The 20,822-nt window shown below is 71.2% G+C and carries 16 protein-coding genes, 1 pseudogene and 1 riboswitch; of the genes and pseudogenes, 9 read left to right on the top strand and 8 right to left on the bottom strand.

Annotated elements, in window-relative coordinates; translation table 11 throughout:
* Positions 1-20: 20 nt before the first annotated feature.
* A riboswitch (TPP riboswitch) is annotated at positions 21-163 on the bottom strand.
* 55 nt (positions 164-218) lie between these two features.
* Positions 219-839: a YceI family protein gene (locus RSO68_RS04845; RefSeq protein WP_089851387.1), complete on the bottom strand. Its 621-nt coding sequence runs from the start codon at positions 837-839 to the stop codon at positions 219-221.
* 65 nt (positions 840-904) lie between these two features.
* Complete coding sequence (locus RSO68_RS04840; protein WP_315585638.1) at positions 905-1,597, bottom strand: CDP-alcohol phosphatidyltransferase family protein; 693 nt, start codon at positions 1,595-1,597, stop codon at positions 905-907.
* Positions 1,598-1,791: 194 nt separating this feature from the next.
* On the opposite strand from RSO68_RS04840, the gene RSO68_RS04835 reads away from it, so the two are divergent.
* The 5 genes and pseudogenes from RSO68_RS04835 to RSO68_RS04815 form a co-directional block, all read left to right on the top strand.
* The gene (locus RSO68_RS04835; RefSeq protein WP_315585637.1) at positions 1,792-2,778 is read left to right on the top strand and encodes a zinc-dependent alcohol dehydrogenase; all 987 of its coding nucleotides are present in this window, start codon (positions 1,792-1,794) and stop codon (positions 2,776-2,778) included.
* A gap of 17 nt (positions 2,779-2,795) precedes the next feature.
* Entirely contained in the window at positions 2,796-3,194 is a 399-nt protein-coding gene (locus RSO68_RS04830; protein WP_315585636.1) for a 6-pyruvoyl trahydropterin synthase family protein, read from the top strand.
* A 17-nt stretch (positions 3,195-3,211) separates the two neighbouring features.
* Positions 3,212-4,336 (top strand): glycosyltransferase family 4 protein, encoded by a 1,125-nt coding sequence (locus RSO68_RS04825; protein ID WP_315585635.1) that lies wholly within the window; start codon positions 3,212-3,214, stop codon positions 4,334-4,336.
* A complete protein-coding gene (locus tag RSO68_RS04820) occupies positions 4,333-5,214 on the top strand; it encodes a hypothetical protein (protein WP_315585634.1) in 882 nt (293 codons plus the stop codon). Before RSO68_RS04825 ends, RSO68_RS04820 begins: the two co-directional genes overlap by 4 nt.
* Positions 5,215-5,216: 2 nt before the next feature.
* Positions 5,217-6,092 (top strand): annotated as a pseudogene (locus RSO68_RS04815) (lysylphosphatidylglycerol synthase transmembrane domain-containing protein); the annotation flags it as partial.
* Between the two features lie 69 nt (positions 6,093-6,161).
* On the opposite strand, the gene RSO68_RS04810 reads toward RSO68_RS04815, so the two are convergent.
* Positions 6,162-7,007, bottom strand: coding sequence for a RibD family protein (locus RSO68_RS04810; protein ID WP_315585747.1), 846 nt, complete (start codon positions 7,005-7,007; stop codon positions 6,162-6,164).
* A 76-nt stretch (positions 7,008-7,083) separates the two neighbouring features.
* On the opposite strand from RSO68_RS04810, the gene ribA reads away from it, so the two are divergent.
* The gene (gene ribA, locus RSO68_RS04805) at positions 7,084-8,220 is read left to right on the top strand and encodes a GTP cyclohydrolase II RibA (protein ID WP_315585633.1); all 1,137 of its coding nucleotides are present in this window, start codon (positions 7,084-7,086) and stop codon (positions 8,218-8,220) included.
* A gap of 36 nt (positions 8,221-8,256) precedes the next feature.
* On the opposite strand, the gene RSO68_RS04800 is transcribed toward ribA, so the two are convergent.
* Genes RSO68_RS04800 through RSO68_RS04790 form a run of 3 tightly spaced genes read right to left on the bottom strand, consistent with a single transcriptional unit; the run spans position 8,257 to position 12,557 of the window.
* The gene (locus tag RSO68_RS04800) at positions 8,257-9,063 is read right to left on the bottom strand and encodes a creatininase family protein (RefSeq protein WP_315585632.1); all 807 of its coding nucleotides are present in this window, start codon (positions 9,061-9,063) and stop codon (positions 8,257-8,259) included.
* Entirely contained in the window at positions 9,056-10,999 is a 1,944-nt protein-coding gene (gene mdoH, locus RSO68_RS04795; RefSeq protein WP_315585631.1) for a glucans biosynthesis glucosyltransferase MdoH, read from the bottom strand. Before mdoH ends, RSO68_RS04800 begins: the two co-directional genes overlap by 8 nt.
* Positions 10,986-12,557: a glucan biosynthesis protein gene (locus RSO68_RS04790; protein ID WP_315585630.1), complete on the bottom strand. Its 1,572-nt coding sequence runs from the start codon at positions 12,555-12,557 to the stop codon at positions 10,986-10,988. Before RSO68_RS04790 ends, mdoH begins: the two co-directional genes overlap by 14 nt.
* 128 nt (positions 12,558-12,685) lie before the next feature.
* Between RSO68_RS04790 and RSO68_RS04785 the strand changes: the two genes are divergently transcribed.
* From RSO68_RS04785 to RSO68_RS04775, 3 genes are all read left to right on the top strand, one after another.
* Positions 12,686-14,320 carry an alkaline phosphatase gene (locus RSO68_RS04785; protein ID WP_315585629.1) on the top strand — a complete coding sequence of 545 codons (1,635 nt, stop codon included), beginning with the start codon at positions 12,686-12,688 and terminating at the stop codon, positions 14,318-14,320.
* A gap of 109 nt (positions 14,321-14,429) precedes the next feature.
* Positions 14,430-14,963: a YceI family protein gene (locus tag RSO68_RS04780; RefSeq protein WP_315585628.1), complete on the top strand. Its 534-nt coding sequence runs from the start codon at positions 14,430-14,432 to the stop codon at positions 14,961-14,963.
* Positions 14,964-14,997: 34 nt separating this feature from the next.
* Positions 14,998-16,404 carry a mannose-1-phosphate guanylyltransferase/mannose-6-phosphate isomerase gene (locus RSO68_RS04775; RefSeq protein WP_315585627.1) on the top strand — a complete coding sequence of 469 codons (1,407 nt, stop codon included), beginning with the start codon at positions 14,998-15,000 and terminating at the stop codon, positions 16,402-16,404.
* A gap of 39 nt (positions 16,405-16,443) precedes the next feature.
* On the opposite strand, the gene RSO68_RS04770 is transcribed toward RSO68_RS04775, so the two are convergent.
* Entirely contained in the window at positions 16,444-19,830 is a 3,387-nt protein-coding gene (locus RSO68_RS04770) for a hypothetical protein (protein WP_315585626.1), read from the bottom strand.
* Between the two features lie 61 nt (positions 19,831-19,891).
* Positions 19,892-20,821, bottom strand: coding sequence for a lysophospholipid acyltransferase family protein (locus RSO68_RS04765; protein WP_315585625.1), 930 nt, complete (start codon positions 20,819-20,821; stop codon positions 19,892-19,894).
* Position 20,822: the final 1 nt, after the last annotated feature.

Genomic DNA, 20,822 nt, shown 5'->3' with positions numbered 1-20,822 from the left:
CGGGGAAGGTGCCGAGATGGCGCTGGTCACCGCTTGATTCCTACGCCGGTACTAGCCGGATCAGGTTCACGGGACCAGCGCTCGGTGTCTCGAGTCTGTTGCGACAGACTCTCGATACCCTGCGCCATCTCAGCCGGCTCTACCGGCACCCCGTCAAGCGAAGCCTTGACTGTAGCATTCTGGCGGAGATTTACCAGCCTGCCTGCGGTGGGAGTCGGCTACTGCCGAATGGCTTCCAGCTCGAGGATCAGCTCCACCTCGTCGCCGACCAGGCCGTTGTCGACCCCGTAGGTCATTCCCCAGTCGCTGCGCTGGAGGGTGGTGCGTGCCGACAGCCCCAGGGTGTGCTGCTCGTGGCCGAAGGGGTAGGTCGCGGCCTTGTTGAGCGTGACCTCCAGAGTCACCGGGTGGGTCTCGCCCAGCAGGGTCAGATCGCCCTCGAGAGTGCCCTGGCGGTCGCTGTGCGTCTCGAGGCCGGTGGCCTCGAAGACGATGGTCGGGTAACGCCCCGCGTCGAGGAAGTCATCGCTGCGCAGGTGGTCGTCGCGATCGTCGTGATTGGTGAAGGCGCTGTCGGCCGTGATTTCGACCCTGCCGGAGTGCAGCCGCTGCGTCTGCTCGTCATAGACGAATTCGCCACGACCCTCCAGGAACATGCCGAGGGTATCCGCGTAGCCGATGTGTTCGGTCAGAAAGCCGATGGAGAAGTGGTCGGGATCGATCTCGTAGGTATGTGGCTCGGCGCTGGCCATGGGCGTCGTGAGGACGCCCAGCGTCAGGACCAGTCCGGTAGCGATCGGCAGGGGGGAGCAGGGTGTCGGGTGGCGAGGCGTGGGCATGGGGGCATCCTCCGGGGGGCTAGGGTCAGGGATCAGGGGCACGGGGTCTTGCCGTCCTGTGGCCATCACGCCGAGGCGCGGCGATACAGCCAGCGTATATCGGTGATGAACGACCAGCTGAGGGCCAAAAGCGCACTGCCCGCCAGCCAGCTCGCCGCTGTGGTGCCGGTCACGGGCAGCAGGGCGATCATCAGGGCGGCCACCTGCCAGACGCATACCGCCTTGCGGCGGCGACTCTCCGGCAGCGGTTCGGTCAGCCAGGTCATCCTGAGCCCGGCAATAACGAAAGCGTAGCGCATGGCGCCGATGGCCAGGACCCAAGGGCCTGCCTTGTCGAGCAGCAGTAGCGCCAGGCACAGCACGAGGATGAAGAAGGCATCGAGCTCCATGTCGAACCGGGCGCCGAAGTCGCTCTGGGTGGACGTGCGCCGGGCGACCCAGCCATCCACGCCGTCCAGCAGCAGGGCCAGCAGGGCCAGGATGGCGAGGGGAAACGCGGAGCGGGCCAGCAGATCCGGATCGGCCAGGGTGCCGGCCAGCAGGGCGACGATAGCGCCTCGCCCCAGGGTGACGCGGTTGGCCCAGCCCAGTTCACGCCAGTGGGCGGGCAGGTTCGCCAGGACTAGCCCGGCCATGATGAGGTAGCAGACCATCGCCAACAGTGGGACCGGCAGGCTCGCCTCTAGCCAGCCAGTGAGCAGTGAGGCCGGAATCACCAGGCCCAGGGCCCCTGTTCCAAGGTCACGAGCGATCGTCATAGGCGCCTCTATCGCGGCATGATGCGGTCGATAAATGACGATACTGCATTGTTCATCGGCGTGCTAGTGTATCAATATTGTAGAAGTTTAGGGCGTGTCGCCATGCGCGATACCGGCCCGGGGCAGGTGGCCAGCACGGGGCCCCTGGATTGTATCCCGTAACACCCGCCGAATATTGCCAAAGGGATCTTGCCATGCCACACGAGACCGCTACCGCCTTCTGGACCCTGGCTCCCGGCCAGGGGGCCCTGCGAGAGGAGGTTCTGGCCAGGCCCGGCCCCGGCGAGGTGGCCGTTCGCACCCTCTATAGCGGCATCAGCCGAGGCACCGAGGCGCTGGTCTTCGGGGGGCGGGTGCCGGAAAGCGAATGGCAGCGCATGCGTGCCCCCTTCCAGGCAGGCGACTTCCCCGGGCCGGTCAAGTACGGCTACATCAACGTGGGTGTCGTCGAAGCCGGGGAGCCCTCCCTGATCGGTCGCGAGGTGTTTTGCCTCTATCCCCACCAGGATCGCTTCGTGGTGTCGGCGGATGCCGTGACGCCGCTGCCGGACGGCCTGCCGGCGGCGCGAGCCGTGCTCGCGGCCAACATGGAGACGGCCATCAATGCGGTCTGGGATGCCGCCCCCGGGGTGGGAGACCGGATCGCCGTGGTCGGCGCCGGCGTGGTCGGCGCCCTGGCGGCCTGGTTATGTGCCGCGATGCCGGGCACTCGGGTGCAGCTGGTGGACGTGATGCCGGGCCGTTACGCCCTGGCCGAGGCCCTGGGGCTCGAGCTCTCGCTCCCGGACTCGGCTCGGCGCGAGAACGACCTGGTGATTCATGCCAGCGGTCGGGCCGAGGGGCTGCGCCTGGCCCTTTCCCTTGCCGGTTCCCGGGCGAAAGTGGTGGAGATGAGCTGGTTCGGCAGTGCCCAGGTCGCGCTGCCGCTGGGCGAGGCCTTCCACTCGCGGCGCCTGACGCTGCAGGCGAGCCAGGTCGGGCACCTGCCCCCCGAGCGCGCGGCCCGCTGGGATTATCGTCGCCGCCTGGCCCTGGCCCTGGACCTGTTGGACGACCCGCGCCTCGACGCCCTGATCAGCGGCGAGAGCGACTTTCACGAGCTGCCGTCGCTGATGCCGCGCCTGGCCGCTGGCGGCGGCGACGTGCTCTGCCATCGCCTGCACTACCCGACCCCTTCCTGATGCGAGGAGCCTGACTCATGTACCGCCTCAACGTTCGCGACCATTTCATGATCGCCCACAGTTTTCGCGGCGAGGTCTTCGGCCCCGCCCAACGCCTGCACGGTGCCACTTACGTGGTCGACGTGACTTTTCAGCGCCGCGAGCTCGACGACGACGGCCTGGTCGTGGACATCGGCCTGGCCGGCGAGGCCTTGAAGCGCGTGCTGGCCGAATTCAACTTCCAGAACCTCGACGAGGTCGAGGAGTTTCAGGGCCGCAACACCACCACCGAGTTCATGGCGCGGGTGCTCTTCGAGCGCCTCGCCACGGCCATCCAGCTTGGCCATCTCGGCGAGGCCGCCCTGGGGCTCGACTCCCTCTGCGTGGCCCTGCATGAGTCACACGTCGCCTGGGCCAGCTACGAGGGCGCGCTGTAATGTCACAGGAGTCGACGATGCCACAGGAGTCGACGCCCGACCTGGTGCTGATCGTCGCCGGTAACCCCGACCAGAAGACCGGCGGGTACCTCTACGACGCCCGCATGGTGGCGGAGCTGCGCCGGCAGGCGTGGCGGGTCGAGGTGGTGGGGCTCCAGGGGCGATTTCCGCTGCCCGATCGAAAGGCTCGCCACAGTCTGGCGACGACTCTGGCGGGTCTTGCCGACGACGCCCTGGTGGTGATCGACGGCCTGGCCATGGGCGGACTGCCCGATGAGGTCGAACGGCATGCTGAGCGTCTGCGGATCGTCGCCCTCGTCCACCACCCCCTGGCCGACGAGACGGGCCTCGACGTCGCCCGGAAGGCCTGGTTTCGCGAGCGCGAGGCCTGGGCGCTGGCGGCGGCCCGCCGGGTGATCGTCACCAGCCATCACACCGCCCGGGGCCTGTCGGAGTACGGCGTTCCCGACCAGCGCATCCGGGTCGCCGAACCGGGCGTCGACAGGGCTCCCCTCGCCGACGCTGCCCTGGACCCCGAGGTCCCGGCGTCGGCCGGCCGACTGCTCTGCGTGGCGACCTTGACGCCGCGCAAGGGGCTCGGCCTGCTGGTCGAGGCGCTGGCCGCGCTCACCGACCGCGCCTGGGCCTGCGAGGTGATCGGCAGCCACCGGCGTGACCCCGGGCACGCACACGCCCTGCTGGCCGAGACGCGACGTCTCGGCCTCGCCGACCGGCTGCGCTTCATGGGCGAACAGGACGACCGCGAGCTGGAGGCGGCCTACCGCCGGGCGGCTCTCTTCGTGCTGCCCTCCTGGTACGAGGGCTACGGCATGGTGGTGACCGAGGCGCTGGCCAGGGGCCTGCCGGTGATCACCACCACCGGCGGTGCGCTGGCCGATACCCTGCCCCCCGCGGCGGGCATCGCCGTGCCGCCCGGCGATGTCGGCGCCCTTCGCGAGGCGCTGTCGGGCTGGCTGGACGATCCCGGCCTCAGGCACCGGCTGCGCCGGGGGGCCCGCGAGGCCAGGAACGGGCTGGCCGATTGGCCAGCGGCGGCACGGGACTTCATGGCCGCCCTGAACGCCATCCCCGAGGCGCCGATTGGCGACGCGGCGCGTCTCGAGGGGAGGGGCTCGTCATGACGGCGTCCCACGACCACGATGTCTTCTCCGCGGCGTGGCTGTCGCTTCGCGAGGGGCTCGATGCCCGGTCGCGCAGCCACCGCCTGACCGGCCTGGCCGCGGACTGGCTGAGCGAGCGCGACGCCCCCCACGGCATCGTCGACCTGGGCAGCGGCAGCGGCAGCAACCAGCGCTTCCTGGCCGCTCGCCTGCCGGGCCCACAGCGCTGGCGACTGGTCGACCACGATGCCGAGCTGCTGGCCCATGCTCGCCGGCGAGGCGCCCTGCTGCGCGACGGGGCGGGGCAGGCGCTTACCCTGGAGACCGCCTGCCGAAGCCTGTTCCCGGTCGATCGCGAGCTGCTGGCCGATGTCGACCTGGTGGTTGCCTCGGCCCTGATCGACCTGATGCCCAAGCACTGGTTGGCGTTGCTGGTGGGCGCCTGCGCCTCTTGCGGCCAGGCCCTGCTGATCACCCTCAGCGTGGACGGCGACTGGGCTTTTCTCGATCGTCGGGGCGAGCGTGTCGAAGACGGAGAGGACATCGCCGTACGTACCCTCTTTCAGGCCCACCAGCTCCGTGACAAGGGCCTGGGCCCCGCGCTGGGCGGCGAGGCGCCCGCAGTGATGGCCAGCCAGCTGACGGCCGCCGGCTTTCGGGTCGAGAGCGCCGCCACGCCGTGGCACCTGGCGCCGGGCGACGCCTCGCAGCGTTCGCTGGCCGAGGCCCTGATCACGGGCTGGCACGACGCCGCCCTGGAGGAGGCGCCGACTCAGGCGTTGCGTCTTGGCGACTGGCGAGACCGTCGCCTGGCGGATATCCAAGCCGGTGAGCTGGGCCTGACCGTGGGGCATCGTGACCTCTTCGCCTGGCCGGCGTCCCCGGCGGGTCGAGCGTGAACATGGATGTCCGTCGAGCCCACCGCCTGTGGCGGCCACTGGCCAGCCTTCTGCTGCTCGGCGGGCTGTGGGCGTGGCTCGAGCCGGGAGAGGTGGTCGACGCGGTCGGTCCGCTGGCACCGGGCTGGCTGCTGCTGGCCCTGGCCCTGACGCTGCCGCAGGTGCTGCTCTCCGCCTGGCGCTGGCGGCTCACCTCGTCGCGTCTCGGCCTGCCCCTGGGCTGGGGGCGCGCCCTGCGGGAGTACTACCTGGCCCTGTTCCTCAACCAGGTGCTGCCCGGCGGGGTGGCGGGGGACGCCGCCAGGGCCTGGCGGCACTCCCGGGACAGCGGCCGGCGAGGCGGCGCCTGGCGGGCGGTGATCATCGAACGCGCCTCCGGCCAGCTGGCCTTGCTGCTGCTGACCCTGATCGTCGTGGTCCTGTCGCCGCTGTGGCAGGGCCTGCTCGGCGAGGCGCTGACGAGCCTGTCATCGCCGCGGATGCTGGGCGTGACAGCACTGCTGGTGCTGCTCGGCGTTGCCGTGACGCGACGTCTGCTGCGCCGCCCGCCGGCGGCACTGGCCGGGCTGGGGGGCGACGTGCGCCGCAGCCTGCTGGCCTCGTCGGTATGGCCGCGGCAGCTCGCCGGCTCCCTGCTGGTGGTCCTGAGCTATGCGCTGGTGTTCGTCTGCGCGGCCCGGGCGATTGGCGTCACGCTGCCCGTGGTCACCCTGCTGGCGCTGGTGCCGCCGGTGCTGATGGCGATGGTGATTCCGCTCTCCTTCGCCGGTTGGGGACTTCGCGAGGGCGCGGCGGCGCTGGTCTGGGGGCTGGCCGGCCTGGCGCCGGCCGAGGGGGTGGCGGTGTCGATGGCCTACGGGCTGCTGGTGCTGGTGGCGAGCCTGCCCGGTGCTCTGTGCCTGTCGGGCCCATCGCGCCGTGGCCCCGTGGCGCCCTCCGGCGTCGGATCAGGGTCGGGTGAGGTCCAGGTCGAAGACGGTGTCGTCGCCGCAGCGAAACGACCGCGCGACGGGGCGCCGCGCCTGACTCAGGGTGGCGATGGGCGTCATGGCCAGTCCCGGCCGGCCGGAGCCAATCAGCAGGGGGGCCACCAGCAGGTGCAGGCGATCGAGCACGCCGGCCTCCAGGAACCTCGACACCGTGATGCCACCGCCCTCGACCAGCACGCGCTCGAGCCCCCGCGCGGCCAGCGCATCGAGCACCGCTGCGGGGTCGAAGCCGTCGGTCCCCACCGGCAGCCGCAGGCGGGTGACATGGTCGGAGGCCGGTGGGACGAGTTCGACCTGCTCGCCGACCAGATGGAGGGTCGGCGCCTCGGCCTCGGCCTCGCTAAGCAGGCGCAGGCTCGCCGGCACCCGGCCCCGGGGATCGAGGATCACCCGCACCGGCTGGCGTCCGCTCACATGGCGCACCGTCAGCAACGGGTCGTCCTCGCAGGCGGTGCCGGCGCCGACCACCACGGCGTCCACCAGCGCCCGCAGCCGATGCAGGTGCGTCCGGCTCTCGAGGCCATTGATGTAGTACGAGTGTCCGCTCTCGGTGGCGATGCGCCCATCCAGGCTCTGACCCAGCTGGGCCAGGGCCAGGCGACCGACATGCCCTGCCAGCGGCGCCAGGTTGTCGAGCAGTGCCCGGGCGTCGTCGCTCACCGGCACGTCAGACGTCCATTCGTGGGCCGTCAGGCGCAGCGGGCCCGCCTCATGCCCCGAGGCGTCGCGGCCGGTCGAGAGGGCTTGGCAGAGGGCCTGCCAGGCCGCCTCCAGGTCCAGGGGCGCGGAAGAGGGCGGGGTCATGAGGGCTCCGGGTCAGTGGAAAGCATTCATCATGCGCAGTCCGACACGGTGGGACAAGGTCTGCAAGGAGGGCATCATGCATCAGGTTGAACGGGCCATCTTCGATCTTCGACGCGGCATGCCGGTGGTCGTCATCGACGGCGACTCCCGCGTGCTGGTCCAGGCCATCGAGGGGGCCGGTGAACAGACCGTGTCACGCCTGGCCGGTCTCGCGGGCGACACGCCCGCGCTGGTCCTGAGTCGTCATCGCCTGGCGGTGCTGGGGGAGCCGCAAGCCCCTCGGCTGGCCCGCCTGCCATTGACCGAGGGCGCCGATCGGCAGCGGCTGGTCGACCTGGCCTTCGGCCTGGCGCCGCAGGCCAGGGGCGGTGGCGAGGCGCTGGCTCGCTGGCGTCGGGCCCTGGAGCCGGCCCAGGCGGCAGATCGAGCGGCGCTGGCGCTGATGCGCCGGTCGCTGCTGATCCCCGCGGCACTGGTGGCCCGGGTCAGTGAGGCCGAGTGGCCAGCCGTGCAGGCCCGGCTGGACGACGGCACCTGGCTGGCGGTCCGGGCGGATGAGGCCGAGCAGTGCCTGGAGGGGGGCGTCGGCATGCTCAAGCGCATCAGCGAGGCGCAGATTCCCCTGGAGGATGCCCGCGACTGTCGCTTCATCTTGTTTCGCGAACCCGACGGCCTGCGCGAGCACGTGGCGGTGGTGATCAACGCGCCTGGCCAGGTGGGCGAGGCGGTGCCGCTGCGCCTGCACTCGGCCTGCCTGACCGGCGATCTCTTCGGCAGCCTGCGCTGCGACTGCGGCGATCAGCTGCGCAATGCCGTGGCCGACATCCAGGCGCTGGGCGGCGGCGTGCTGCTCTACCTGGCCCAGGAGGGGCGCGGCATCGGGCTCGCCAACAAGTTGCGAGCCTATACGCTGCAGGACGGCGGCCTGGACACCCTGGATGCCGACCAGGTCCTGGGGTTCGGCGACGACGAGCGTCGCTACGGCGTCGCGGTGGACATGCTGGATGCCCTGGGCATCCGCCGCGTGCAGTTGCTCACCAACAATCCCGGCAAGATGGCGGCCCTGGCCGAGGGCGGTATCGAGGTGGTCGAGCGCCAGGCGCTCTATGGCAGCCTCAACGATCACAATCGGCGCTACCTGAGCGCCAAGTCGGAGCGCGCCGGCCATCTGCTCGATGCCGTATTCACCGGCGACCGGGATTCGACCGCCTGACCGCGCCGGGCGCGCTTCGGGACGAAGCGGGGCGCGCTATCGCTCCAGGGTGTCCAGGCTCTGGGTCTCGCGAAGGATGCGCGCGATACGCTTCCCGTAGTGGGCCACCAGGCGGGCGCCGAGTTCTGCCGTGCCCAGTCGCGCATTGCCGACCACCCCCGCGGGGTGCAGGTCCTCGGCCAGCCAGGCGAAGGCGGCCTCTCCCTCCGGGCCCAGCAGCCAGTCCTTCTCCGCCATGGCCTCGCCCCGAGAGGGCGGGTGATCCAGGTGCTCGAGGCTTACCTTGTCCGGGGCCAGGTGGCGCATCATGGCGGTCTCAAGCGCGCCCCCATGGAGCCCGTGGCGCAGCTCCTCGGTGGGCAGTCCACCGGCGGGCAGCATGCCCGGCGGCGGCATCCGGGTGTAGTTGACCTTGACCACCATCATGCCGTGACGGCGGCGCAGGCGCAGGGCGGCCAGGTCCATCACCGCCTTGTTGCCGCCGTGGCTGTTGATCAGCACCAGACGCTTCAGGCCGGCGCGGGCCACGGCGTCGCCATGCGCCTCCAGGGTGGCGATGGCCAGCTCCGGGGGCAGGCTGAGGGTCCCGGGAAAGCTCAGGTGCTCGTCGCTGGCCCCTACCGCCATGGGCGGCAGGATCACCAGGGGGAAGCTCGCGGGCAGGTGGGGCAGTGCTTCCTCCAGCAGCCCCTCGCCGATGTCGAGGTCGGTGGAAAGCGGCAGGTGGGCACCGTGCTGCTCGATGGCGCCCATCACCATCACCGCCACCGCACTGTGCGGCAGGAACGATAGCTCGTGACTGGTGAGGTCCAGCCAGCGGGGACAGGGGGGGAGATCATTCATGGGGCGGTGCGCTCCGTGCCGTATGGTTCATGGCCATGATGGGCCTGGCGCTCGCCGGCGGCCAGGCGACGAAAGACTGCAGCGGCATCTCCCCGGGCGCTTCCGGCGGCGGGGGCGCTGGGCGGGCCACAGGCGTGCTGGCCATGGACGGGCCGGGCGGGGCCAAGGCCCACCGCCGCAGCACCGGCGGGGGCGTCGCCTCCGCCGGCACCCTCAGCAGGCCGGCGCGGGTGAGCCAGCGGCCCAGGGTTGGACTGCTGGTCACCCTGACCAGCGGCGCCGCGATCAGCAGGCCTCCCCAGACCGGGGCGAGCCACCAGAAGAACATCGTGGCGAGCAGGTAGGTCGAGGCGGCCCAGCCTACGCCGATCAGGGTCGCGAGCCAGGTGTGGCGAAAGGCCTCTCCCCAGGGCACCGGTCGCCCCTCGCGGTCCTGGGCGTCCCAGCGCACCTCGTGGCCACCGAGCACGCCCAGGATGAACCGGCTGTGCAGCAGCATCATGAGGGGCGCGACCAGGATGGCGAGGGCGATCTCCAGCAGGGTGCTCGCCAGCAGTCTGGCCCGGCCCCCGAAGGCGCCGGGTCGCTGGATGACGCTCAGCAGGCAACCCAGCACCTTCGGCAGCAGCAGGATCACGCCCGTGCTGATCAGCAGCGGCAGCATCAGGTTCGACGTGGCGATGGGCCAGTCGGGGAAGAGCTGGTCGCCGGTGCGGAAGAACTCATGGCGCCCCTGGGCCCGGCCGATGGCATCCACGCTGCTGACCACCAGCATCAGCCCCCACAGCAGGGAGGTCAGGTAGGCCAGCGCCCCGGACAGGAAGTGGAGCCGGCTCATGGGATGCAGGCCGCGGGCGCCGAGCAGCCGCAGGTGCTGCAGGTTGCCCTGGATCCAGCGCCGGTCGCGCCTGGCGAACGCGAGCAGGTGGCTCGGCACTTCCTCGTGGCTCTCGTCGAGATGGACATCCAGGTGGACCCGCCAGCCGGCCCGGCGCATCAGTGCCGCCTCGACGAAGTCGTGGCTGAGTATCTCGCCGCCCAGCGGCGGCGTGCCGGACAGCGTCGGCAGGCCGCAACAGGCCATGTAGGCGCGGGTGCGCAGGATGGCGTTGTGGCCCCAGAAGTTCGCGGCATCCCCCTGCCAGAAGCAGCGCCCGGTGGCGAGCAGGGGGCTGTGCAGCGCAGCCGCGAACTGCGTGAAGCGCCCGAACACGCTGCAGGCGCCCACCGGAATCGGCACCGTCTGGATCAGGCCGACCCCGGGATGGGCCTGCATCCTGGCCACCAGCGACACCAGGGTCTCGCCCCCCATCAGGCTGTCCGCGTCCAGCACGACCAGGTAGTCGTAGCGGTGTCCCCAGCGGCGGCAGAAGTCGGCGAGGTTCCCGGCCTTGCGGCCCCGGTTGTCGTCGCGACGGCGATAGTGCACCGCCAGCTCCGGGGCCAGGCGCCGCTGCAGCCCTGCGATGGCGGCCTGCTCCCGGCGGGCGATCGCCTCGTCCCGGGTATCGCTCAGCACGAAGACCTCGAAGCCCCGTACATGGGGCTGGTCGAGCAGCGAGCGACAGGTGCTCTCCAGCCCTCCCACGACGCGCTCGGGGTCCTCGTTATGGATGGGCATCACCAGTGCCGTGCAGTGCTCGCCCGGATCGCTCGTCGGCGCTGGGGAGTCGAGGCGCTCAAGGGTCAGCGGATCCCGTCGGGTCAGCCGCAGCAGGAAGCCGATGATGGCGGTCCACAAGGCCACCGTGATCCAGCCGAAGATGATCACGAACAGGCCCAGAACGATGCCCTGCAGGACCGTGATGCCGTCGACGTTCAGGATGTCGAACATGGCCCAGCCGCCCAGGGCGGTGGTGGCGAGCACCAGCAGGGCGACGAGCGCCTGGCGGGCGGCCAGCCACGGCGCCCGGAGCGAGCCGTCAGCGGAGCTCATCGGGGTGCCAGACATAGTTCCAGGTTTCGCTCATGGGCCTGTCGCGCAGCGTCAGGGCGAGCCGCATGTCCGCAGGGGTCGTCCCCTCGGGCTGCAGCCGGAAGGAGGCGCGCCAGGTCTCGCCGTCGGGAAGGCGCTGCACCCGGACCTGGCGGGCCTCGCCGCTCGAGACCTCGAGGCTGGCCTCGACCGGATGGCTGGCGTCCAGGCTCGAGAGCTCGCCGCCTCGGAAGTCGACCATGAACTGGCGAAGGCTGCGCGGCGGCGGGTCGCTCTGCCCTGGGACGGCTCCCCAGCCCTGCCGGGTGCGCACGGCGCCGGCCAGGGTTTGCTCGGGACGCCGCGCATCGAAGGTCGAGAGCCGGTAGCGATAGGTGCGCGAGGCATTCGCCGCTAGCGGCGCCTCGGGGACCCAGTAGGCCACGATGTTGTCGTTGGTCTCCGAATCGCTGGGGATCTCGACCAGCTCCACGCTGCCCGGCCCCCAGTCATCGAGCGGGGCGACCCAGTGGCTGGGGCGCCGCTCGTAGCGCGACTCCATGTCCAGGTAGTGGTCGAAGTCTCGGTCGCGCTGGGCCAGGCCGAAGCCCGCCGGATTCACGTCCTGCTGGCGGGTGATACGCAGTTCGAGCGGGTTGTTCAGGGGGCGCCAGATCCACTGCCCGGCGTGGGTCCGCATCAGCAGGCCCTCGGAGTCGTGCACCCGGGGCCGAAAGTCGTCGGCGGGAAAAGGACTGACGTCGCCGTGCATGAACATGCTGGTCAGCGGGGCGATGCCGAGCTTCTGCACGTCGCGCCGGGCGAACAGCCGGGCCTCGACCTCCACCTCGACGTGCTCGCCGGGACGCACCCGAAAATGGTAGGCCCCGGCCAGCGAGGGGCTGTCGAGCAGTGCGATGAGGTCAAGGTGGGTCGCCGTCGGCTCGGGCTTGAACAGCCAGAACTCCCGGAAGGCCGGGAACTCCTCGCCCTGGGGGGTGGCGGTATCGACGGCCAGGCCGCGCGCCGAGAGGCCGTACCCCTGGTCGCGCCCCACCAGCCGAAAGTAGCTGGCGCCCTGGAAGACCATGAACTCGTCGTGGTACTCCTCGCGGTTGAGGGGATAGTGCAGGCGAAAGCCCGCGTAGCTCGCGCCACTGAGATCCGCCTCTGCCAGGGAGGCAGCGGCGCCGTCGTAGCGGAACCAGGACGACCGGAAAGGCACCGGGCGACGCGCGCCGTCCTCGACCAGATTCAGGCGGACCGGCCGCTCGAACAGGAAGCCGGGGTGGAAGAGCTGCACCGAGAACAGTCCCTCGTCGCGCCACCGGGCCGCCTCCGGGCGAAAGCGGATGGAGCGGTAGGCATCGTAGTCGATCTCCCGCAACGCCTCGGGCCGATGGCCGTCCGCCTCCTCGAAGGTGGATGCCGCGAGCCGGCGGGCGCGCTCGGTGACTTCCGCGAAGGTCTCGATGACGGTCTCGGGCAGGGGAGCGTCGGCCCACGTCGACGGGACCGTGCCGGCCACGAGCAGGCCAGTCGCAAGCAGTCCGGTGGCCAGCCAGCGCAGTGGGGTCATGGAGGCTCCTCCTTGGCGCGCGTCTCCCGGTGAGGAGGCTAGGGGTGGCGGCAGGGCGTCGGGATATTTCTTTACAAAGATTATACACTGGGAATCTCTGGGTCCATCTTGTGCGGATGATTGCTGCCATGCCGTTACGTTCCCTAGGCCGTTGGCTCCTGGGCCTGGCGTTGCTCAACGCCATGCTGCTGACACCCGTGTGGCTGCTGTACGGCGACCCGGCCTCCCGCTGGCTGGCCCTGGAGGCCTGCCTGCTGACGGGGCTGCTGGCGCTGCTGCCGTCTTCCGGCCTCCTTGCCGGGCTGCGCTGGGGGGTGGTGGCCCTGGTCATGGCCTTCCTGCTGGTCGGCCTGGGAGACCTCGCGACCCATCTGGCCTTCGGGCGATCCCTCAACCTCTACCTCGACCTCCCCCTGCTGCCGGCCGTCTTCAACCTGCTCGAGGGCAACCTGGGGTTCCCAGTGGCCTGCCTGGTCGTCCTGGGCGCCGTGGCGCTGCTGGCCCTGGCGGCCTGGCTGCTGGCGAGGCTGGCCGGGAAGCTGCAGGGCACCGCCCGCGGTGGCCCGGCAGTGGTCGGCGCCCTGCTGCTGATGGTGGCGAGCGGCGCGCTGATCGCCGCCGAGCTCCAGCAGGTCCGGCCGCTTCCCGGGGCCCGGGCGCCGCTGGTGGACACACTGCGGTTCCAGGGGCGGCAGCTGGTCGAGACGAGGCGCGCCCACCGCGACTTCGCCGCGCGGATGGTTGCCGAGCCCGACCGGGTCACCGCCATGCCGGGGCTGGCGGGACGCGACGTGCTGCTGGTCTTCGTGGAGTCCTATGGCATCTCGGCGCTGTTCGATGAGCGCTACGCCCGGGTGTTGGAGCCGCGCCTCGACGCCATGGCCGAGCGGTTCGACGCCGCTGGCCTCTCGGCGGCCTCCGGCATCCTCGAAGCGCCGATCCGCGGCGGCCAGTCCTGGTTGGCCCACGCCACGGCGCTCAGCGGCCTGCGGATCGACAACTCGCTCTGGTACCGGCTGATGCTGGACAGCGAGCGCACGACCCTGGTGGATGACTTCCGCGCCACGGGCCACCGCACCCTCGCGGTGATGCCGGCCATCACCATGGCCTGGCCGGAGGGGCGCGCTTACGACTTCGACGAGATCCACGCCGCCGCGGACATCGACTACGCGGGCCCGCCCCTGAACTGGGTGACCATGCCCGACCAGTACACCCTGCACCATTTCCAGACGCGAATCCGCCCGGACGCCGGGGCGTCGCCGCTGTTCGCCCAGATCGCGCTGATCAGCAGCCATGCGCCCTGGACCCCGATCCTGCCGGTGCTCGATGACTGGGACAGGGTCGGCGACGGCAGCGTCTTCGCGCGCTGGGAAGATGCCGGGGAGCCACCCGACGAGCTCTGGCAGGACCTTGAGCGCGTGCGCGACCACTACGCCAGGTCGCTCGACTATGCCCTGGGGGCCGGCGCCCGCTGGACCGCGGACTTCGTGGACGACGAGACCCTGGTCATCCTGCTGGGCGATCACCAGGCGGCGCCCCTGATCACCGGCGACAGCGCCCGCGGGGGCGTGCCGGTACACGTGATCAGCGGCGATGCCGGCCTGCTCGAGCCCTTCCTGGCCCGCGGATTCGTCCCCGGTACCCATCCGCCCGGCCCCGAGCACTATGCCCAGGGCGGGGTCGCCGGCCAGGAGGACCTGCGCGGCTGGCTGCATGAGGCGTTTGGCGCCGACGAGGCGCCGGACACTTCCACGATCCCCTGAGCGCGGACCGACGGGTCCGGGAGGCAAGATGACACGACGTATTCCGAAGAGAGCGGGCGCCCTGTCCGTCGTCCTGCTGTCTGGCCTTCTTGGCCTGACGGGGCCGGCCATGGCCCAGACTCAGACCCAGACTCAGGCACAGGCCTGGGAGCTGGATCGCGATGCCAGCCGGATCGCGCTGATCGCCACGGCCGAGGGCCGCGAGGCGATGACCCGCGTCGAGGACTTCGACATCGACCTCGAGGGCGAGCTCGACCGGCCCGCCGAGGCCGAGCTTACGCTGACGCTCCGGTCGGAGAGCATCACCGGCGGCAACGACATCGTCGATGGCCTGCTGCATGGACGTCACTGGTTCGACGTCGAGGCCTATCCCGAGATCGTCTTTCGCAGCACCGAGATCCAGGCGCCGGCCGAGGGCGAGTGGCGCGTCGAGGGCGAGCTCGAGCTGCGCGGCGACACCTATCCGCTGACGGTGCCGGTGCGCTGGACCCGGCAGGGCGAGCGGGTCCGCGTGACCGGCCGCTTGGCCCTGGACCGCACCGACTTCGATATGGGCCGCGGCGCCTGGCGCTCCGACGGCACGGTGAAGCACGAGGTATACGTCGACTTCGCCCTCGAGCTGCTGGCGCCGTCGGGTTCCTGATCTTTCATTTCCCGGCCTTCAAGGAGACTTGCCCGTGTTCACCCCCGTGATCCTGGCCGGCGGTAGCGGTGTCCGGCTCTGGCCGCTGTCGCGCCGGCAGCGGCCCAAGCAGTTTCTCTCCCTGGACGGCGAGAGCAGCCTGCTGGCCAATACCCTGGCCCGGCTCGAGGGGCTCGACACGGCCCCACCCATCGTCATCTGCCAGGAGGCGCATCGTTTTCTCGCCGCCGAGCAGCTGCGCCAGGCGGGCGCCTCCGAGGCGAGACTGCTGCTCGAGCCCGAGGGGCGCGGCACGGCCCCGGCCATCGCGCTGGCGGCCCTGCTGGCTCGCCGGGAAGGGCGCCGGGAGTCGCTGCTGGTGCTGCCGTCGGACCATCACCTGGCGGACGACGAGGCCTTTCGCTCGGCGCTCGAGCGTGCCGAACGGCTCGCCGGCGCGGGCCACCTAGTGGCCTTCGGCGTGGTGCCGACCCGTGCCGAGACCGGCTACGGCTATCTCCAGGCCGGCGAGGCGCTGGGCGAGGATGGCTTTGCGGTGGCGCGCTTCGTGGAGAAGCCCGACCCGGCCACCGCCGAGCGCTTCCTGGCCGACGGCGACCATTTCTGGAACAGCGGCATGTTCGTGCTGCGCCCCGAGGACTACCTCGATGCCCTGGAGACCCTGGCGCCGGCCACGCTGGCCGCCTGCCGCGGCGCCATGGACGGGGCCGTGGTCGACCTCGATTTCCTGCGGCCCGAGGCGCGGGCCTTCCTGGAGAGTCCCGCCGACTCCATCGACGTGGCGGTGATGGAGCGCACCGACCGGGCGGCCATGGTGCCGCTGGCCGCCGGCTGGAGCGATATCGGCTCCTGGCAGGCGCTGTGGGAGACGCTGCCCCATGATGCCGACGCCAATGTCCTGCGCGGCGACGTGGTCTGCGAGGCGAGCCGCGGGCTGATGGTCCACGCCGAGTCGAGGCTGGTGGCCACCCTGGGGCTGCAGGACCTGGTGATCGTGGAGACCGACGATGCCGTGCTGGTGGCCGACCGCGCCCGCAGCCAGCAGCTGCGGGGCCTGGTCGAGCGACTGGAGGCCGAGGGCCGGGGAGAGACCCGCGTCACGACCACCGTGCATCGCCCCTGGGGCCACTACCGGACCGTGGACGCCGGGCCGCGATACCAGGTCAAGCGCATCACCGTGCGCCCCGGTGCACGGCTCTCCCTGCAGCTCCACCACCACCGGGCGGAGCACTGGGTGGTGGTCCGCGGCACCGCCCGGGTCACCCTGGACGAGGAGGTCTTCCTGGTCGGTGAAAATGCCTCGACCTTCATTCCGATGGGACGCGTGCACTGCCTGGAGAATCCCGGCCTGATCCCGCTGGAACTCATCGAGGTGCAGTCCGGCTCCTACCTGAGCGAGGACGACATCGTGCGCCTGGACGATCGCTACGGGCGTGAGTAGGCCCTCCCGCCCCGAAGGCGCTGGCGGGGAGGTAGCGCGTCATTCCGGCTCGGCGTCCAGAAGCTCGAACCACTCCCTCCGCTCGGGAAGCGTCATCTCGCTGGCGGGCTGGCCACTGGCATACCAGTCGCGGACGTTGCGCAGCTGCCATCGCCGGCGCTCGCCATCCAGCTCGATGCCCAGCCGGAAGGGCCCGACACGGGCGAGGGCGCGGCCCGCCAGATGGGCGTCGCGCAGGGCGACGTTGGCCAGCAGCTCCAGGCGACGGCCGCCCCGCACGGCCAGATCCTCCAGGCGCAGGGTGTCATCGTCGAGCATCATTCGCACCTCGCCGCGCACCTCGCCGAGGGTCAGCCGGTCGCGCAGCCAGCGCCGTTCCCGGGCCGCGTCGAGGAACAGGTTGACCAGCAGGCCGCTGTCGCGCATGGCCAGGTCGAGCCGGGCGTCGAGGGCGAGCGGTGCCACCCAGCGCATCTCTCCCTCGGGGACCTCGAGGCGCGCCCACCAGCCGCGGGTCTGATCGCCGGTAGCGTTCTCCAGGCGCACGTCGCTCATGCGAAGCTCCGAGCCTGCGACGTCGAATCGCAGCGTCTCCAGGTCGCCATCGGAGAGGCGCGTCTCCAGTGCCAGGGTGCCCTCCAGGATCTGCTCATCGAAGGCGAGGCGGGCGTCGGAGGCGTGAAGCGTTAGGCTGCCCTCGGCCCCCAGGCCCTCCAGCCGCAGGTGAGTGGCCATCGTCGCCTGGCCCGAGAGGAAGGCGATGCCGGCATCCTTCGGCAGGTAGTCGTTGAAGGCGGCGAGGTCCGCTATCGCGACATCGGGCATGTCGATGCGCGTGCTGAGTGCCTCCAGGCCCTCGCTGGGGTCGAGTCGCCGCGCCCGGCTGCGGATCTCCAGCAGACGGCCCTCGATCAGAGAGTCGCTCCCCTCCTGGCGCCGTAGGCCGAAGCGGGGCAGGGAGAGGTGCAGCTTGGCGCCGGGGTCGGTGGTCTCCAGCACCAGCGAGCCGTCGCCGAAGGCCTCATAGTGCAGGAAGCGCACGGCGAGCCGTTCGGAGTGCACGCGAAGCTGGCTTTCCGGCATCACCTCGCCGTTCGCCAGGTCGAGGTCGAGGCTCAGGCGTCCGCCTCCCTCGACGCCCAGGCCATGCTCGTCGGGCAGGAAGGCATTGAGGAAGCCGAGCCGGTCGAGCTGGCCATCCAGCTGCAGGGTGCCGGCCAGCGGGCGGCGTGGCGCCTCCCTGCCGGGCCAGTCGAAGCCGCCCTCGAGGCGCGCCCGGGGCAGCACCAGCAGGGTGCGAAGCGTCTCTCCGCGACTCGACGAGGCGGTCAGTGCCAGCCGGCTGCCGGACAGGTCGACTCGCTGGCGGTCGAGAACGATCTCGCGCAGCTCCAGGGTCACGTCCAGCTCGCCTTGGAAGTCCTTTTCCAGCAGGCGGCCCCTGACCTCGTCGCCGGCCAGGGTGATGCTCCCACGGCCCCGGTCGTCCTTGAGCATGATGCGCCCGCGGCTGTCGGCCCATCCGGCCGCCAGCCGCAGCGGCACCGCCTCCGGCAGGTAGTCGTTGAGCACCGCTACGTCGGGAAGGCGCGCGTCGTGCCACGCCACCGTCAATGAGGGCAAGCGCGAAGGTTGCGGTCCCGCACTCGCCGTGCCGGTGAGGGAGAGTTGCTCGGCCTGGAAGAGCCGACGGCCATCCGCGAGGCGGGTGAGGTCCACCTCATTGAAGACGAGCGTGACGTCGGCCTGTGGATAGGGATCATCGGGGCGCAGGGTGAGGTGCGCCCGACCATCGCCGCGCGCCTGGACACCCAGGAAGCGCGCCCCCAGCGCCTCGGAACGCACCGCCAGCTGGCTGCCCGCAAGCGGCTGCCCGTCCCGCAGGTGCAGGGTCCCGTCGAGCCGGCCGCCGCCTTCCAGGGCCAGTCCGCCGCCGAATCGTCCAGTGAGCAGGGGGGCGAGCAAGGGGTCGAGTACGCCGAGGTTGGCCACCCGACCGTGCAGTTCCACCTCCGCCGACCAGGGCGTGGCGCCGCCGAGCAGGGGGGCGTCATCCAGCGCTCGCCAGGCCAGCGGTGACTGAAACCGGGCTGTGGGCAGTCGCAGCTCGGTGGTGAGCGGCTGCGTCTCGCCCGGGGCGGCGGCGTCGATGTCGAGGCGCGTGCCGGAGATGTCCACCCTGCCGCGTTCGAGGTCGAGCTCGGCAATCGGCAGGTGCAGGCCGAGTCGTCCCCGCAGCGGCTGCTCGCCGAGGCGCATGGCCAAGGCCTCGCCGGAGAGGTCGATCCCACCGCTCAGACGCTCGCCATCAAAGGTCAGCTCGCCATGCAGCCGCGCTACGCCCCCTTCCAGTGTCAGGGGCACCTCGGCGGGGAGATAGCGGTCGAGGGCGGCAATGTCGCCCACGTCGGTGTCGAGCCAGCGCAGCCGGGCCCGAACATGACGCGCCTCGAGATCCTGGTCGTAGGGCGCCTGAAGGCGCAGGGCAGGGGCGGTGAGGTCGAGCCGGAAGCCGTCGCCGCGCAGCAGGGGCGCAGACGCGGTGGGAGCGGCGCTATCGGCCATCTCGATGCCGTCGAGATCGACTTTGAGGCGGGTGCGCTCCTGCATCTCGGCCACCACCGAGCCGGAGCCCTCGATGCGGTAGCGCGCCCCCCGCTCCAGCCAGTGGCGCTCGTCGAGACCCACGCTCAGCTGCGGGGAGTCGAGGCGCAGGCGGCTGCCAGGCTGTATCTCGCCGCCTTCGATCGTGACCTCGCCTTGCAGGTCGCCGCGGCCACCGACCTCCAGCCAGCCAAGCGAGGCGAGGTAGGGATTGAAGACGGTGTAGGCATCGCTGCGACCGGCCAGGGTGACGGTGCCCGAGACGGCGCGTCCCGCCACGGCGCCGGTGGCCTCGGCCAGCGCCAGCGGGGCGAGGGTCAGGTCGGCCTCCAGGGTGACGCCTTTCACCAGCCGCGTGTCGTCCTTCAGCACGGCGCCGTCGTCCAGGGACAGCCGAAGCTTCCTCGCGGCCAACGTGCCCGCGTCCCAGTGAAGGCCCGCCAGGTGCAGGCGGCCGCTCCCTTGGAGGCGGTACCCATCCAGGCTGACGTGGCGGATGCCCTCGGCATCGAGGCGGCGAAGCCGGACCTCACGGCCGAGCAGCGGGGCCAGGGAGACCTCCAGCGTGGCGGTCTCCGCCTCCAGCGCGATGCGGTGTTCGGCGGCCGTGCCGGAAAGCTGGAGCTGCCTCACCCGCAGCTGGCCGGGAAAGGCCGTCCAGGCCCGCTCCCAGCTCAGCGTGATGTTCGCCGTGCGCTCGAGCTGGCGGCGCCCCCAGTCGCTGTTGAGCAGGGCGTTGGCGGTGACGAGATAGAGAACATAGAGGGCCGCCAGGAAGAGGGCGAGCCGGGCTAGCGTCCTGAGCGGCGTGGCGCGAATCATGGAAGGCGCTTTGGTGCTAGATGCATGGGGCCACCTTCAGGTCGGACGGCAACGGCCGGGATCAATAGAGCCGGAAGCGCTTCCAGCCGGGTCTGCCCTCGGCCTCCTCGGGGGTCTTGCGATAGCGCTTGTACTCCCACTGGTACTGGGCCGGGTCCAGGGCGATGGTCGACTCCACGCAGGCGTTGACCCCGGTGGCCGAGACGGCCTCGTCGGGATCGTAGACCCGCTCGTCGGCGGCCAGGAAGTGCAGGGCGTAGCCCCGGCCGGGCAGCCGCAGGGCCACGCCGGTGACGACCCGCGCCTCGGTGCGGGCCACCAGCTTGGGCAGCAGGGTGGCCGTGTAGGCGGGCCGGCCGAAGAAGGGCGCGAAGACGCCGCTGCCCCAGCTGGGCACCTGGTCGGGCAGGATGCCCACCGCCTCGCAGCGCTTTAGCGCCTTGAGCAGGGCGGCCACGCCGCGGGGATTGGTCGGCACCAGCCGTGCGCCGCGGCGTTCGCGGCCCTGGCGGATGATCGGGTCCAGCGGGGCGAGCTTGGGGGGCTCGTACATGGCGGTGAAGGGGAAGTGCCCGGAGAGCCAGAAGTTCAGCACCTCCCAGTTGCCGAAGTGGGGCGCCAGCACGATGACGCCGCGGCCCTCGGCGCGGGCGCCGTCGAGAAGCTCACGGCCGTGGACCTCGACGATCGACGCCTCGACCCGCTCGGGGTCGCCCATCCAGGCGAAGCCGAGCTCCAGCATGGTAGCGGTTGAGTGGGTCAGGCTCTCGCGCGCCAGCCGCCGCCGCTCGGCGTCGCTGCGCGCGGGATAGGCCTCGGCCAGGTTGATGCGAGTGACCTTGCGCTCGCGGCGGCTGAAGCGCTCGACCAGCGGGCCGATCACCCGGGCCAGCCGCCACAGGGTCGTCAGGCGCCGATTGGCGAGGCCGCGCCATAGGGTGGCGATGGCGCGCGCCTGGCCGGCAGCCGCGCGGGGTTCATCGTCGCGCATG

The organism is Halomonas saccharevitans (genome assembly GCF_032333995.1).
Lineage (GTDB): Bacteria > Pseudomonadota > Gammaproteobacteria > Pseudomonadales > Halomonadaceae > Halomonas > Halomonas saccharevitans.
This window is presented reverse-complemented; position numbering and strand designations above follow the sequence as displayed.